A 16,092-nucleotide genomic window follows, 5' to 3' on the forward strand; every position below is an offset into this window, starting at 1 on the left:
ACATGTATTATTTCAACCTGATTTCACTCACGCTACATCCCTGTGGAACCATCGGGAACACATTATTTTCTTTAGTTACCATCACTTCTAAGAGGAATGATCCCTTGTTATTTAACATTTCTTCTAATGCTGGACTAAGATTTTCACGTTCAGAAATGCTTCTTCCTTTTATGCCATAGGCTGCTGCAACAGCCACAAAATCAGGACTTTGAATGTCAACAAATGAATATCGATTATCATTAAAAAGCTCCTGCCATTGTCTTACCATTCCTAAAAAACGATTGTTTAAAATGAGGATTTTTACATCAACACCACTTTGCATGATGGTACCAAGTTCCTGAATGGTCATTTGAAATCCGCCATCACCAATTACAGCAACCACAGTTTTTTGAAGAGCACCAAACTTAGCTCCAATAGCAGCAGGTAGGGCAAATCCCATAGTTCCTAGTCCGCCACTAGTCACATTACTCCGACTATTATTTAATTTAGCATATCTGCAGGCCACCATTTGATGCTGACCAACATCTGTTACGATTACCGCTTCACCTTTTGTTAGTTCATTCAACTGATGAATTACTTCACCCATAGTGAGTTCACCACTTGCAGGATGAAGCTCATTTTGAATTACTGCATCAAACTCATTTTTATCGAATTCTCTAAATTTTTGTAGCCATTGGTGATGATCTTTTTTCTGAATCAATTCTGTTAAGGCTGGGATTGTTTCTTTACAATCGCCCCATACTGGAACAGTAGTTTGAACATTTTTATCTATTTCAGAAGGATCGATATCTAAATGAATGATTTTTGCCTGTTTAGCATATTTATCTAAGCGACCTGTAACGCGATCATCGAATCGCATTCCGATAGCAATAAGTACATCACACTCATTGGTAAGCACATTAGGGCCATAATTACCATGCATTCCCAACATACCAACGTTTAAGGGATGGTCTGTAGGGATGGCTCCAGCACCTAATATTGTCCATGCAGAGGGGATTCCACTTTTTTCAACTAGCGCTTTAAATTCCTTCTCTGCTTCACCTAGAATTACCCCTTGACCCCAAATAATGAAAGGTTTCTTAGCCTGATTGATTAATTCTGCAGCTTGAACAATGTATTCTTTTCTAATCAATGGCTTCGGACGATAGCTACGAATGTGATTACAAGGAGTATATCCGCTAAAATCAAATTTTTGAAGCTGTGCATTTTTGGTAATATCAATTAAAACTGGTCCAGGGCGGCCACTTCTAGCGATGTAAAATGCTTTGCTGATTACTTCTGGAATTTCATTTGCATCCGTTACTTGATAATTCCATTTTGTGACAGGAGTTGTAATATTGATCACATCCGTTTCCTGGAAAGCATCTGTTCCTAAGAGATGAGCAAATACTTGGCCAGTAATACAAACTAGGGGAGTGCTATCGATCATGGCATCTGCAAGGCCTGTTACTAAGTTTGTTGCGCCCGGACCGCTAGTTGCGAAAACTACTCCAACTTTTCCAGAAGTTCTTGCAAAACCTTGCCCAGCATGAATTCCACCTTGCTCATGTCTTACTAGAATATGATTTAATTTATCTTTATAATCGTAAATAGCATCATAGATTGGCATAATTGCTCCTCCCGGATAACCGAAAATAACATTTGTCCCCTCTGCAATTAAGGCTTCAAGTAAAGCTACAGAGCCCGAAACTTCTTTTGTTTCAATAGGTTTAGTTTCACTTAAAATTGTCTGGGCCTTTTCCATAATATTCTGTTTATTTTCTATGTGTGTGCAAATGGAATTAACATTTGCTCATTTTTTAATCTTCGTCTGTTACGCAACCCTCTGAAGCGTTTTTTACTTGTTTGAAGTATTTGAATAAGACCCCATTTTTTACTGGAGGCTCCGGTTGTTTCCACACTTTTCTTCTATTTGCCATTTCTTCATCCGAAATCATGACATTAATTGAATTCTTGATGGCACTAATTTCTATGGTATCACCATCCTGAACTAATCCGATATTTCCACCTTCAAATGCTTCGGGAGTTATATGGCCCACAACAAAACCGTGCGTTCCACCTGAAAAACGTCCATCAGTAATTAGTGCAACTGAAGATCCTAAACCGGCACCAAATATGGCAGAGGTCGGTTTTAACATCTCAGGCATGCCTGGAGCACCTTTGGGACCAACATTTCGGATAACAACAACATCGCCTGCTTTTACTTTACCACTACTAATGCCATGAATTAATTCAAATTCGCCATCAAATACACGTGCCGGACCGGTAAACGATTCGCCTTCTTTGCCGCTAATTTTAGCTACTGAGCCTAGTGGAGCAAGGTTTCCATAAAGCATTTGTAAGTGACCAGTTTTTTTAACCGGATTTTCATATGGTAGGATAACATTTTGACTATTAAAATCTAGATCAGCAGCATTTGCTACATTTTCGGCGAGTGTTTTGCCAGTAACAGTAAGGCAATCGCCATGAATCAGACCTTTTTGTAAAAGATATTTTAGTACAGATGGTAAACCACCGATAGCATGAACATCCTCCATCATGTATTTACCACTAGGTTTTAGGTCAGCAATAACTGAAGTTTCATCACTAATTTTTTGAAAATCAGACAATTCAAGCTTTATTCCAACCGATTTAGCCATTGCAATTAGGTGCAAAACAGCATTGGTTGAACCTCCAAGGACCATAACTGTAACGATGGCATTGTGAAATGCCTTTCTAGTCATGATATCTCTTGGTTTAATATCTTTTTCAAGAAGTATTCGAATGTATTTACCAGCTTCTAAACACTCTTGTCTTTTTTCATCACTTAAGGCAGGGTAGGAGGAGCTATAAGGAAGGCTCATTCCCATGGCTTCAATTGCAGATGCCATGGTATTGGCTGTGTACATTCCACCACATGCTCCTGCACCAGGGCAAGCTCTTTGAATGATTCCTTGGTAATCCTCTTCATCTAGATTCCCTGCTAGTTTTTGCCCTAATGCTTCAAATGCAGAGACAATGTTTAGAGATTGGCCTTTATACTGACCTGAGTGAATGCTACCACCATATACCATAATTGCAGGGCGATTTAAACGTCCCATAGCGATAATGGCTCCAGGCATATTTTTATCACATCCCGGCAAGGCAATTAATCCGTCATAATAGTGCCCACCACAAACAGTTTCAATAGAATCTGCAATAAGATCCCTTGAAACTAAGGAAAAGCGCATGCCTTCTGTTCCGTTTGTAATTCCATCACTTATACCGATTGTGTGAAACATCAGGCCAACCAAATTATTATCCCAAACACCTTTTTTAACATCTTTTGCAAGATCATTGAGATGCATGTTACAAGTATTGCCGTCATAGCCCATGCTCACAATACCAACTTGAGCTTTTGCAAGATCTTCGGTTGTTAATCCAATTCCATAAAGCATAGCCTGTGAAGCTGGTTGCGTGGGGTCTTGGGTGACTGTTTTACTGTATTTATTGAGTGCCATGTATTTTATGTCTTGATCTTTTCCTTTTTGGGGTGATATTGATTTGTTCTTTTTAAAACAAGAGTTTTTATCCTATAAGCTCTAATTAAATAATGCAATTGATGGTTATAATTTATACTAGCAAGCGAATAATCAATGCTTTTAGGAAAGCTAATTTTAGGCCTGCTTAAATCAATTTTTGACCATTATTTGACTCTTTATTAATTTCTTAATTATTGTAATTTCAATTTAAGTTCTTATTGTTTAACTATCAATAGAGGACTGATTTATTTTTAATTAGAATAAAATATTGAATAATCAAAATTTACAGTATAAAATTTTGTCAATAATGAATTGTTCTACATAAAATATTGATATTGTAGACCAAAATGGTTTTGGGTTTTCGGTTCAAAAAATTGATTTATCAGCTAATTGAGACATTTTCTGCTTAAAATCAGATTTATTGGCTAGGAATTGAAATTAAATGGAAACAAAAAAGCCCTTCAAATCCGGAGATTAGAAGGGCTCTAAAAGAGGGGTATTTTTTAGGAATTTATGGTTCCTTCGGCAAGTACCATAATTGAATTATTTAATACTTCAATTACACCGCCTTTGATATAAATAGTTTCTTCAGAATTGTCTTTACGGATAATCACTTTACCATCTTCTAAAGTAGAGATGATTGGAGCGTGGTCTTTCAAGACTTCGAATGATCCCATTGTACCAGGTACAGTTACAGATCTTACTTCTCCTTCGTAAACTTTTTTATCAGGTGTTAATATTTCTAATTTCATATTTTTTAGAATCGAGATGTGAGATGTGAGATTTGAGATGTGAGATGTGAGATGTGAGATTTGAGATCGTCTCACATCTTTTGTCTCATATCTCACATCTAATATCTCATATCTCCCTTAAGAGTTTGATTCAGCTAATAATTTCTTGCCTTTTTCAATCGCATCTTCGATAGTACCCACAAGGTTAAATGCAGCTTCAGGATATTCATCCACTTCTCCATCCATAATCATATTGAAACCTTTGATAGTATCTTTAATATCTACTAATACTCCTTTTAGTCCGGTAAACTGTTCTGCAACGAAGAATGGTTGTGAAAGGAAACGCTGAACACGACGAGCACGTCCAACTACTAATTTATCTTCTTCAGAAAGTTCGTCCATACCTAGGATGGCGATGATATCTTGTAATTCTTTGTAACGTTGTAAAATTTCTTTCACTCTTTGTGCAGTACCATAATGCTCATCGCCTAAAGTAGCTGCATTTAGGATACGTGAAGTTGAATCTAGAGGATCCACTGCAGGGTAAATACCAAGCTCAGCAATTTTACGAGATAATACTGTAGTTGCATCAAGGTGAGCAAATGTTGTTGCTGGTGCCGGGTCAGTTAAGTCATCCGCAGGAACATAAACTGCCTGTACTGATGTAATTGAACCTCTTTTAGTTGAGGTAATTCTCTCTTGCATCAATCCCATTTCGGTAGCCAATGTTGGTTGGTAACCTACCGCAGAAGGCATACGGCCAAGAAGAGCCGAAACTTCAGAACCTGCCTGAGTGAAACGGAAAATATTATCTACGAAGAAAAGGATATCTTTTCCTTGTCCTTCACCATCTCCATCACGGAAATATTCAGCAACAGTTAATCCTGAAAGAGCAACACGTGCACGTGCACCAGGAGGCTCATTCATTTGTCCGAAAACTAATGTTGCTTTTGAATCTTTTAATGCTTCTTTATCAACAGATGCTAAATCCCATCCGCCTTCTTCCATAGAGTGCTTAAAGGCATCTCCATAGTTAATTACTCCTGATTCGATAAATTCACGTAGAAGGTCATTTCCTTCACGAGTACGCTCACCAACTCCAGCAAATACTGATAAACCTGAGTATGCTTTCGCAATATTATTTACCAATTCCATGATTAGTACTGTTTTACCTACACCAGCACCACCGAATAATCCAATTTTACCACCTTTTGCATAAGGCTCAAGTAGGTCGATTACTTTAATTCCAGTGAAAAGCACCTCAGTTTCAGTACTTAACTCATCAAATTTAGGAGGTGTATTGTGGATAGGATAACCATCAGAAGTATCCATAGTATCAATACCATCGATTGCCTGACCAACAACGTTGAACAAACGACCTTTGATTTTGTCGCCAACTGGCATTTTGATTGGTGCTCCGGTATCAAGCACACTCATTCCACGTACAAGTCCGTCTGTTGAGTCCATCGCGATTGCGCGAACACGGTCTTCTCCAAGATGCTGCTGAACTTCAAGAATAATCTTTTGTCCATTATCTTTTACAATCTCTAATGCATCATAGATTTTAGGCAAATGTGCATTTTCTGTGAAGCTTACGTCGACTACAGGTCCGATGATCTGTGCAATTTTTCCGGAGTTTGGCATATAAATTTTGTAAAACTTTATTAAATCAACAATTTGACCCTTTTTCAGAGCCGATTTTTGGTCTGCAAAAATACTCTTTATCCCCGTAAATCAAATACTTAATGAAAGTTTTTTAATCAACATTTTTTATTGCTTTTTCAAAACTTGCAAGAATGCTATTTTGAGTCGTATTGAAGCTCTTTTTTTCTTGATTAATCGACCTAAATGGCTAATTTTTAAATGCATTTCTTAAAATTTCGGTAAATAGAACAAAAAGATGATTTTATTATGTTCATTCCTGTCCAAAAATTAGATTCTTAAAAAAAAATCTGTTTTATTTGAAAGATGAAAAGAATAATGGTTACGGGGAGTAATGGATTACTCGGGCAAAAAATCACGGATCTTTCTTTGCTAGATCCTGAAATTGAGCTTATTGCCACTTCAGTAGGTCCTAATAGGCACCCAGTAAAATCTGGATATACCTATGAGGAGCTTGATGTTTTAGATCCTATTCGCTTAGATGAATTGGTGGCAAAATATCATCCGAATGCAATAATTCATACAGCTGCAATGACTAATGTAGATGCATGTGAGCTTGACCATGAGAAATGCTATGCGCTCAATGTTAAATCGGTTGAAAACCTGATTAAAGTTTCTCAAAATACAGATATTCAATTGATACATTTATCAACTGATTTTATTTTTGATGGAGAGGATGGTCCCTATGCAGAGGATGCAGAACCAAATCCACTGAGTTATTACGGTCAAACCAAGCTTGAATCTGAAATAATATTACAAAATTCCTCATGTAACTGGGCTATTTTGCGAACCATTATTGTGTATGGCATTGTAAATGATATGAGCCGCACCAATATAGTTTTATGGGCTAAGGCCGCATTAGAAAAGGGAGAGCCTATTAATGTAGTTAATGATCAATGGCGCATGCCAACTTTAGCCGAAGACTTAGCACAATGTTGTTTGCTGGCAGTTAAAAATAATGCTAAAGGCGTTTTTAATGCTTCTGGAAAGGATTTGATGAGTATCTTGGAAATTGTGGAGCGTGTGGCAGATTATTATGGCTTAGATAAATCCTTAATCAATCCGATTTCTGCTGAAAGCCTTAATCAAGCGGCTAAAAGACCTAAGAAGACCGGTTTTATTTTAGATAAAACGATAAAAGAATTGGGATATCAACCCCATTCCTTTGAAGAGGGTATCGCTTTTATGGAAAAACAAATAAATGCGATTAATAATATGAAAAAATAGCATTATTGAATAGGTTTTTCCCACCGAATACGTTAAAAACTTTTTAAAATATTAACTTCGAAAAAAAAATAAATCTTATGGCAAATCTAAAAGGACAACAAGCGTCTGATTTTACCCTATACAGTTCCGAATTAAAGGAAGTTTCCTTGGCAGATTATGCAGGAAAGAAAGTAGTAATTCATTTCTTTCCAATGGCTTTTACTGGAGTTTGTACCACTCAGTTATGTACCATGCGTGATACTTTTGGTTATTACGATGAGTTAGGTGCTGAAATTATCGCAATTTCTGTGGATTCTCCATTTACACTTGCTAAATTCAAGGAAGAGAATAATTATCAATTTCCATTGCTTTCTGATTTCAATAAAGAAGTATCACAAGCTTATGGAGCATTTTATGATGAATTTGTATTTAATTTAAAGGGAGTTTCTAAAAGAGCAGCCTTTGTTTTAGATGAAAATCATAAAATTGTTTACGCAGAAGTTTTGGAATCGGCGGGAGATCTTCCTGATTTCAATGCAATTCGTGAAGCAGTAAACTGAAAATAAGGTCTTTTGGCCCTGATTTTTAAGGGATTACGAGTATTTTCAAAAAAACTATGTTTGTATGAAAAGAAAGCATATTTTTGCAGTCCGTTAAAAATGCACCTGTAGCTTAATTGGATAGAGCACCTGACTACGGATCAGGAGGTTAGGGGTTCGACTCCCTTCAGGTGCACATTGTAAAAGCCTTTTCGACTTTAACGGAAAGGCTTTTAATTTGCATTAAACCATCCTGTCATCACAAATTTGACCCAACAGGATTAATTAGATATCAAATGCTGAACTTAGTACTGTTTGGCCCTCCGGGAGCTGGTAAAGGAACACAATCCGAAAAGTTGATAAATAAGTATAAACTTATCCATTTATCAACCGGCGATATACTTAGATCTGAAATTTCTATGGGTACCGATCTAGGTCTTGAGGCTAAGAAGCTTATGGATCAGGGTTTGTTGGTTCCAGATGAAGTGGTAATTGGTATGATTAGCAATAAATTAGACTCCAATAAGGATGCTAATGGTTTCATTTTCGATGGTTTTCCACGTACCGTTGCTCAAGCAGAAGCTTTAGATAAATTATTGCAATCTAAAGATTCATTAATTGCAGGAATGATTGCTCTTGTTGTAAATGATGAGGAATTAGAAAAGCGTCTCCTTAATAGAGGTAAGGATTCTGGTCGCCCAGATGATGCAAATCCTGAAGTTATACGCAAGCGAATTGTAGAATATAATTCTAAAACAGCCCCAGTAGCTAATTATTATAAAGATCAGAATAAGTTCACCAGCATTAATGGAATAGGTACAGTTGATGAGATTTTCAATTCAATTTGTTCTGTTATTGATTCTTTTTAATTAAGAAAAATCTTAATTTCATCCCCTTGAGATCATCAAGATTCCTACACGGATTTTGTTCTCTGTAAAAATAAATTATGTCTCAGAGCTCAAATTTTGTTGATTATGTTAAAATCTGCTGCCGTTCAGGTCATGGCGGAGCTGGATCATCGCATCTTCATCGTGATATTTTAACTTCAAAAGGTGGCCCCGATGGTGGCGACGGTGGTAGAGGTGGGCATATCATAGTTAAAGGGAATAGTCAACTTTGGACTTTATTACATCTTAAATACCGAAAACATATTATTGCGGAAAATGGTTTTCCGGGGTCTAGCGGACAAAAATCTGGCAGGACGGGCATTGATGAGATATTGGAAGTGCCGCTAGGAACTATTGCTAGAAATGCCGAAACAGGTGAAATACTTTTTGAGATTACTGCTAACGGTGAGACTAAAATATTAACTGCTGGAGGGCGCGGCGGACTAGGGAATTGGCATTTTAAGACCTCAACCAAGCAAACTCCTCGTTATTCGCAACCTGGAGAACCAGGAAAAGAGCAGTGGATGGTATTGGAACTTAAAATACTTGCAGACGTGGGTCTTGTAGGATTCCCAAATGCCGGAAAATCAACACTTCTTTCAGTAGTTTCTGCAGCTAAGCCTGAAATTGCTGATTATGCCTTCACAACCTTAGTTCCTAATTTGGGTATCGTTTCATACCGTGATAATCGCTCATTTATCATGGCTGATATTCCTGGAATTATTGAGGGAGCGTCTAAGGGTAAAGGTTTAGGAATACGCTTTTTAAGGCATATTGAACGTAATTCGGTACTATTATTCTTGGTTCCTGCCGATACCAATCGTACAATTTCTCAGGAATATGATATTCTACTCAATGAATTAGAGCAGTATAATCCTGAATTAATGCAAAAGCCTAGAATTCTGGCTGTTAGTAAGTCGGATATGCTCGATGATGAACTCATGAATGAAATGAAACAAGAATTGCCAGCTGTACCTAGCCTATTCATTTCTTCTGTAGCACAAAAAGGTCTTGTAGAGCTTAAAGATATGCTTTGGAAGGTTATTAATGAGCATATTGAAGCTGCTAAAGACTAATCCTAATCAAATTTTATTTAAATGCACGTGTGTATTTTAAATTATTTACACGTGTAAATTCGTATATTTGTATTATCATATTTATAAATAGATATCATGAATACGAAGCTAACATTAACAATAGACCAAGCTATTATTGAGAAAGCAAAAGTATATGCCAAGCAGAAAGAAAGTAGCTTGTCAAACTTGATTGAAAATTATTTGAAGGCACTTACCCAAGAGGGTAATCCTACAGAAATTGAATTAACTCCACTTGTAAAGTCTTTGAAAGGCTCTTTTACGCAACCTAAAGACTTAGATTATAAAAAAGAATTGACGAAATGTTTATCAGATAAATATTTGTAGTTGATGACAAGAATATTAATTGATACCGATGTAATTCTCGATTTCTTTTTTAATAGAGAGCCTTTTGCGGAAAGTGCTGCTAAAGTCTTATCGCTATGCGAATTAAAAGAAATAAAAGCTTTTGTAACTCCAGTGATAATTAGTAATGTTTACTATTTATTGAGGCAGACGGCAAAACACGAAAAGATTATTGAAAAGTTAAAACTGTTAGTTTCAATTACAGATATTTTAATAATTGATAAAAAGGTGGTAATGCAAGCTTTAAATTCTGATTTTAAAGATTTTGAAGATGCATTACAAAATTATTCTGCTGAATTAGATAAAGAAATTGATCTAATTCTGACTAGAAATACGAAGGATTTTAAAAACAGTTCATTAGCGGTAATGAGTCCGGAGGATTATTTAAAAATCAGATATCCTGAATCTTGTATCTGACTAATAAAATTAATGTCGAATAAATTCTTTTTAGGCTCGTTTTTGAATAAATTTAAAAAATTGAACATCATAGAGTTTGTATATGAAAATAGCTATTAATGGTTTCGGACGTATTGGGAGAATTACTCTTAGGGCTCTGCTTAATAAGTCGGGCATTGAGGTAGTTGCCATAAACGACCTTTCAGATACTAAGACTCTTGCTCATTTATTCAAATATGATTCTGTTCATGGTGCTTTTTCTGGTACAGTGGAGTCCACAGAAACACATTTGCTGTTGAATGGGAAGCAAGTTCGGGTTTTTGCTGAAAAAGATCCATCTACTTTGCCTTGGCGTGATTTAGGAATTGATTTGGTGATAGAATCTACAGGTAAATTTACCACGCTTGAAAAGGCTAGTCTGCATTTAAAAGCCGGCGCTAAGCAAGTTCTAATTTCTGCACCTTCGCCAGATAGAGATGTGGCTACAGTAGTTCTTGGAGTGAATGATCACCTTGTTGATTTACTTTCTCCGGTGCTTTCTAATGCATCATGTACTACCAATAATGTTGCACCTATGGTTAAGGTACTTGATGATAATTGGGGTATTGTTGACGGTTATATTACTACAGTTCACTCAATGACTGGGGATCAGAATCTACATGATTCGCCACATAAAGACCTTCGACGAGCTAGGGCTGCCTCTGCGTCAATAATTCCTACAACAACTGGCGCTGCAAAGGCTATTACTACAATTTTTCCTCATTTGGAAGGTAAATTAGGGGGGGCGGGAATACGTGTTCCGGTATTAAACGGATCATTAACGGATTTTACCTGTACCTTAAAAAAGCGTCCAAGTACTGAGGAAATAAATAAGGCATTTAAATTGGCCTCCGAAGATTATTTAAGGGGAATTTTAGAGTTTACAAGTGATCCAATAGTTTCTGTTGATGTTATTGATAATCCACATTCTTGTGTTTTTGATTCACAGCTAAGTTCTGTTGTTGGAGAGTTAGTGAAAGTAGTAGGTTGGTATGATAATGAATCAGGTTATTCTAACCGTCTTGCTGATTTAATAGTAAAAATTGCAGCTCTTAGAAATTGATTTTTAATTATGATTAAATTTATCAGTTCAGAAGATACGCTCGCCCTTAGAAGTCCCATTTTACGTAATGGAGCAGATCCTCAATTATGTGTTTTTGATGGAGATAATGATGAATTTTCTTTTCATTTAGGTTATTTTATGGGGGATGAGTTAGTTTGTGTAGCAAGCTTTCATCAGCAAGAAAGAGATGCTTTTTCTGGGTTGGGATATCAATTAAGGGGAATGGCTACTCAATTATCATATCAAGGAAGGGGAATTGGTAATCAATTGGTGAATTTTGCAATTGTTTATCTTCGTGGGCAGAAAGCTAATTATTTATGGTGCAATGCACGAAAGGCAGCTTTTCGATTTTATTCTGGCTTAGGTTTTGAGTTTATTTCAGAAGAATTTGATATCCCCAATATTGGTCCGCATAAAGCGATGTACCTTAAGATACAATAAAAAAAGCGATTTTTCGCATTAATTTGATAAAAATGAATACAATAGATTTTTTAAATTTTTCAGGCAAGAAAGCCTTGATCAGGGTAGATTTTAATGTGCCTTTGGATGAGCAGTTCAATATTACAGATGATAATCGTATGGTTGGCGCTGTACCATCTATCGAAAAAATATTGAAAGATGGGGGTTCGGTGATATTAATGTCTCATCTTGGCCGACCAAAAGATGGTCCAGATGATAAATATTCTTTACGACATATAGTTAAACACCTTGCCATTTTATTGAATCGCGATGTTCATTTTGCTTCAGATTGCATTGGAGAAGAAGCGCTTGCGAAGTCAAAAGAATTAAAATCAGGTGAAGTTTTGTTGCTTGAGAACCTCCGTTTTTATAAAGAAGAAGAAAAGGGTGATGAGGCTTTCGCTGAGAAACTAGCTCAATTGGGCGATGTTTACGTGAATGATGCATTTGGTACGGCTCATCGTGCTCATGCATCCACTGCAATCATTGCTAAATTTTTCCCAAATGCAAAATACTTCGGGTATTTAATGGCTGGTGAATTGGCCAATGCTGAAAAAATTCTTAATCATGCTGAAAGACCTTTCACTGCGATAATGGGTGGAGCCAAGGTTTCTGATAAAATTTTGTTGATTGAAAAATTATTGGACAAGGTAGATAATCTGATTATTGGTGGAGGCATGGCCTATACTTTTGCTAAAGCACAGGGTGGGCAAATTGGCACTTCTATTTGTGAAGATGATAAAATGACGCTTGCATTGGAGCTTATGGATAAAGCAAAAAAGAAAAATGTAAAGCTCATTTTACCGATTGATACAGTAATTGCTGATGCATTTTCACCAGAGGCAAATACTTCGGAAGTAAAATCTGGTAATATTCCGAATGATTGGATGGGATTAGATATTGGTCCGGAATCAGCCAAGCTTTTCAGCGAGGTAATTAAAAACTCAAAAACCGTGCTTTGGAACGGTCCGATGGGTGTTTTTGAAATGTCTAAATTTGAAATTGGGACAAAAGCTGTAGCTGTAGCTGTGGTTGAAGCGACAAATAATGGAGCATTTTCCTTAATTGGAGGAGGCGATTCGGCAGCAGCGGTTTCAAAATTCGGTTTCGAAGATCAAGTAAGTTATGTTTCTACAGGAGGTGGTGCTTTACTTGAGTATATGGAAGGTAAAGAGTTGCCAGGAGTGAAGGCTATTGCTGGATAAATCCTTATAATTGAATAAAAAAGCTGCACAAATGATTTGTGCAGCTTTTTCGTTTTTAATTTAATAATAAATCAGGACTTTTTCTTTTGTTCCAATAAGTCCTCCACCCGATTTCTTTCTGTTTGCAGTTCTCTGCCTAATTTCTTTTCACGTTCAGTGGCTTTAATGCGTTGTTCTCGAAGTTCTTCAAATAGTTGATCATATAATCCGATGCGGTAATTCGCTTCTTTTACAGCAACACGAGTCCGAATAAGTGCAAAAACCAATGCTAAAGCTAAAATTATTAAACCAAGCCATAGGTAAATAGAGACTGGATTATTGCCACTAACACTTCTAACTTCAGATTTTAGCTCCTCCAAACTATCTATTTTAGCTTGCATAGAAATGATTATATCATCGTTTTGTGCAGGAGAAGATTTACCTTGTTGGATTAAACGTTTTTGATATTGTAAAGTATCGTTTATGTTTTTCCAAAATTCTTCAATTTTTGCTTTCTTGATATTTTTATAAACCTTATATGAACCAGATCGGACAACCACTTGGACGTATTGTTCGGCTAGAGTACCACTAAGAGTGGGAGTCTTATTAATAGTCGTTGTGTCGACTATAGCCTCTTGTGCACTGGCATTAAAACAAAAACAGAAGACAAGAAATAGATTTACTATGGGGATAAATTTCTTATTCATGATAATTTTTTATACAAATAAATGATTTATAATGATTTAAATATAATTTATTTATTCAAAAATTAAATATTTATGTCATTATATGACAATATTGTTTTAAAAAGATCGTTAAAAAATATTTTTTTTCTTTTTTTACTGCTCGTCTGATTGTTTAGAATGATACAATCTTGATTCTAATCAATGGGGCTTTAACGAATAAATAGACTGTAATATTTATTCCAGTTGATTGATTTTAGGTGAAATAATAAATTTTCCAATTCCACAGAAACTCGAATAGGTCTCTAGTTTGAAAGATAGTAATGAATCTTTTTCGAATATTAATTAAGTGACTTATCAATTACATTTAATAAATTTTCATCGGGATCATTAAAATATTCCCAGAAAAATATACCTGCAAGTTTATTCTTTTTAATGTATTTAGTTTTTAGTTTAATGGAGCGTTTATCATCATAGGTAATAAATACTTTTGTTGCAGGGTTAAATAGGTAGGGTGCTTTTGCATGTTTGTCCCAATAGCTTTTGTAACCATTTTTATTGATAAACTCATTTTTAAGTTTTGCAAAACCTCCACCTTGGCCAATAACGGCTTTAGATTGAGGTACTTGTGGTTGATTTAAGCCATTTTTTTTTGTTGTTTCAGCTTCTCTACTCTTTCCATAAAATGCTGCACCTATGCCTATTTTATTAGCAGGAACACCCGCTGCCATGAAGTGTAATACTGATTGATGTACTGAGCTTCCACCTTCTAATCCTTTAGATGGGAAAAGGTTGGTATGATGATTTACGTTTTTGCCGCCATAATCATAAGTCATGATTAGGATATAGTCTAATATTTCTGCTACTTGGGCCATTTCAGTATTATTAACGAAAGATTTTGAACCACCTACTGCTGTAGTCAGTAAGTATTTTCTACCTTTTTCAGCTTCAAGTTTGTTTAATTCTGCACGAATTTCTTTAAACATTAGGGTAAAGTTCTGTTTATCTTCAGGACGATAGACATTACCCTCTTCCCCTTTCATAGCAGGATATTCCCAGTCGATGTCTACGCCATCTAGATTGAACTCTTTTATAATATCAACGCTACTTTTTGCAAATAATTTTCTGGAGCTTGGTGTTAGAACTGCATCCGAAAAATTTTCACTCCAGGACCATCCACCAATTGAAATCAAAATTTTGAGATCAGGATTTATTTTTTTGAGTTCATTTAATTTGCGAAAGTTTGTAGAATCGGTTTTTAGATTCGTTAAAAATGCAGCACTATCTTTTACATTTACAAAAGCATAGTTTATGTGAGTTAGTTTCTTAGCATCTATATCTTCTACATTCACTAATCCGCGGTAGCCACCAACATACCCGTTTACAACAAATTTACTTTTATCTTGGGCTGATAGATTAATTAGAAAGCTAATAGAGATAAGGACCGTTAGGAAGCCACTGATTATTGAAAAGTGCTTTTTCATATTTCGTTTTTTATACTCTACAAGATATTAAAAATTAAATTATTTTTCTTTGTTAAAAACTTGCTATCAAAGCCCTTTAGTAGTAGATTTAGAGAAATTAATTATTAAACCTTCATCCTTAATGAAAAATTTAAAAAGTACATTTTCGACAATTTCATTTGCGTTTTTAATGGCAGTTGTGTTATTTCCTTCTTGTAAACCTAAGAAGATTGTGAGTCAGCCGATTGTTCAAGCACCTGTTCAAGAAGCTCCAAAACCTGTTGTTGAGACAGATTCTGATGGCGATGGAATTCCAGATTCTAAAGATAATTGCCCAAACAAGGCAGGTACATCAGCTAATGGTGGTTGCCCAGAAATCCCAAAAGCAGTTGATCCAACATTTAACTATAAAAATATTTTATTTGAATTTAACTCTTCTGTTTTAAAAACAGCTTCATATTCTGTGCTTGATGAGATTGCGAGAGAGATGAAAAAATACCCTTCTATGAGCTTTTATTTAAATGGCCATTCATCTGCTGAAGGTACAGATAAAAGAAATATGACATTATCTATAGATAGAGCTACTGCAGTAAAAACTTATTTGGTAAGTGCTGGAATTAGTTCTTCTAACTTAGATGCAAGGGGTTTTGGTGAGTCGATGCCAATTGTTTCAAACGATTCAGAATCTGGACGCCAGTTAAACCGTAGAGTAGAAATCAAGAAAAAATAATTTTTTCAATTATTGAAAGGTGCTTAGTTTTTCGCTAAGCACCTTTTTTTATGTAATTTTTTTTGATAATAATTAATTTATTCATCTAAAATTCATCTTGGGTTTTCATTT

16 protein-coding genes and 1 tRNA gene are annotated in these 16,092 nt (G+C 35.7%); 11 read left to right on the forward strand and 6 right to left on the reverse strand.

Translation table 11 applies throughout. The features are described from left to right. Positions 1 to 7: 7 nt before the first annotated feature. The 4 genes from ilvB to atpD form a co-directional block, all read right to left on the reverse strand. The gene (ilvB, locus tag QZ136_RS02230; RefSeq protein ID WP_291399863.1) at positions 8 to 1,744 is read right to left on the reverse strand and encodes a biosynthetic-type acetolactate synthase large subunit; all 1,737 of its coding nucleotides are present in this window, start codon (positions 1,742 to 1,744) and stop codon (positions 8 to 10) included. A gap of 55 nt (positions 1,745 to 1,799) precedes the next feature. Then, positions 1,800 to 3,479: a dihydroxy-acid dehydratase gene (gene ilvD, locus QZ136_RS02235; RefSeq protein ID WP_291399865.1), complete on the reverse strand. Its 1,680-nt coding sequence runs from the start codon at positions 3,477 to 3,479 to the stop codon at positions 1,800 to 1,802. Positions 3,480 to 4,003: 524 nt separating this feature from the next. After that, positions 4,004 to 4,252 (reverse strand): ATP synthase F1 subunit epsilon, encoded by a 249-nt coding sequence (gene atpC / locus QZ136_RS02240; RefSeq protein ID WP_291400065.1) that lies wholly within the window; start codon positions 4,250 to 4,252, stop codon positions 4,004 to 4,006. A 117-nt stretch (positions 4,253 to 4,369) separates the two neighbouring features. Further along, positions 4,370 to 5,875 carry a F0F1 ATP synthase subunit beta gene (gene atpD, locus QZ136_RS02245; protein WP_291399867.1) on the reverse strand — a complete coding sequence of 502 codons (1,506 nt, stop codon included), beginning with the start codon at positions 5,873 to 5,875 and terminating at the stop codon, positions 4,370 to 4,372. Positions 5,876 to 6,199: 324 nt separating this feature from the next. Here atpD and QZ136_RS02250 point away from each other — a divergent pair, with 324 nt between their 5' ends. The 10 genes from QZ136_RS02250 to QZ136_RS02295 all read left to right on the forward strand — a co-directional run bounded on the left by QZ136_RS02250 (position 6,200) and on the right by QZ136_RS02295 (position 13,126). After that, entirely contained in the window at positions 6,200 to 7,120 is a 921-nt protein-coding gene (locus tag QZ136_RS02250; RefSeq protein WP_291399869.1) for an SDR family oxidoreductase, read from the forward strand. Positions 7,121 to 7,197: 77 nt separating this feature from the next. After that, the gene (locus QZ136_RS02255; protein ID WP_291399871.1) at positions 7,198 to 7,659 is read left to right on the forward strand and encodes a redoxin domain-containing protein; all 462 of its coding nucleotides are present in this window, start codon (positions 7,198 to 7,200) and stop codon (positions 7,657 to 7,659) included. Between the two features lie 101 nt (positions 7,660 to 7,760). Beyond that, positions 7,761 to 7,834, forward strand: a tRNA-Arg gene (locus QZ136_RS02260). Positions 7,835 to 7,934: 100 nt separating this feature from the next. Beyond that, on the forward strand, positions 7,935 to 8,507 hold the full coding sequence (locus QZ136_RS02265; RefSeq protein WP_291399873.1) for an adenylate kinase: 573 nt from the start codon (positions 7,935 to 7,937) through the stop codon (positions 8,505 to 8,507). Between the two features lie 77 nt (positions 8,508 to 8,584). After that, positions 8,585 to 9,601 carry a GTPase ObgE gene (gene obgE / locus QZ136_RS02270; RefSeq protein ID WP_291399875.1) on the forward strand — a complete coding sequence of 339 codons (1,017 nt, stop codon included), beginning with the start codon at positions 8,585 to 8,587 and terminating at the stop codon, positions 9,599 to 9,601. A 96-nt stretch (positions 9,602 to 9,697) separates the two neighbouring features. Continuing rightward, positions 9,698 to 9,946 carry a DUF6364 family protein gene (locus tag QZ136_RS02275; RefSeq protein WP_291399877.1) on the forward strand — a complete coding sequence of 83 codons (249 nt, stop codon included), beginning with the start codon at positions 9,698 to 9,700 and terminating at the stop codon, positions 9,944 to 9,946. Between the two features lie 3 nt (positions 9,947 to 9,949). Continuing rightward, complete coding sequence (locus QZ136_RS02280) at positions 9,950 to 10,381, forward strand: PIN domain-containing protein (protein WP_291399879.1); 432 nt, start codon at positions 9,950 to 9,952, stop codon at positions 10,379 to 10,381. 82 nt (positions 10,382 to 10,463) lie between these two features. Beyond that, positions 10,464 to 11,462, forward strand: a complete 999-nt coding sequence (gene gap, locus QZ136_RS02285; RefSeq protein ID WP_291399881.1) for a type I glyceraldehyde-3-phosphate dehydrogenase — start codon at positions 10,464 to 10,466, stop codon at positions 11,460 to 11,462. Between the two features lie 9 nt (positions 11,463 to 11,471). Next, positions 11,472 to 11,903 carry a GNAT family N-acetyltransferase gene (locus QZ136_RS02290; protein ID WP_291399883.1) on the forward strand — a complete coding sequence of 144 codons (432 nt, stop codon included), beginning with the start codon at positions 11,472 to 11,474 and terminating at the stop codon, positions 11,901 to 11,903. Positions 11,904 to 11,935: 32 nt separating this feature from the next. Next, positions 11,936 to 13,126, forward strand: coding sequence for a phosphoglycerate kinase (locus QZ136_RS02295; RefSeq protein WP_291399885.1), 1,191 nt, complete (start codon positions 11,936 to 11,938; stop codon positions 13,124 to 13,126). A gap of 71 nt (positions 13,127 to 13,197) precedes the next feature. Here the strand turns inward: QZ136_RS02295 and QZ136_RS02300 are convergent, their stop codons facing one another. After that, on the reverse strand, positions 13,198 to 13,812 hold the full coding sequence (locus tag QZ136_RS02300; RefSeq protein WP_291399887.1) for a hypothetical protein: 615 nt from the start codon (positions 13,810 to 13,812) through the stop codon (positions 13,198 to 13,200). A 317-nt stretch (positions 13,813 to 14,129) separates the two neighbouring features. Continuing rightward, positions 14,130 to 15,272, reverse strand: coding sequence for a glycoside hydrolase family 18 protein (locus QZ136_RS02305; protein WP_291399889.1), 1,143 nt, complete (start codon positions 15,270 to 15,272; stop codon positions 14,130 to 14,132). Positions 15,273 to 15,393: 121 nt separating this feature from the next. On the opposite strand from QZ136_RS02305, the gene QZ136_RS02310 reads away from it, so the two are divergent. Next, complete coding sequence (locus tag QZ136_RS02310) at positions 15,394 to 15,981, forward strand: OmpA family protein (RefSeq protein WP_291399891.1); 588 nt, start codon at positions 15,394 to 15,396, stop codon at positions 15,979 to 15,981. Positions 15,982 to 16,092: the final 111 nt, after the last annotated feature.

The sequence above is a fragment of the Daejeonella sp. genome (genome assembly GCF_017495225.1).
Taxonomy (GTDB): domain Bacteria; phylum Bacteroidota; class Bacteroidia; order Sphingobacteriales; family Sphingobacteriaceae; genus Daejeonella.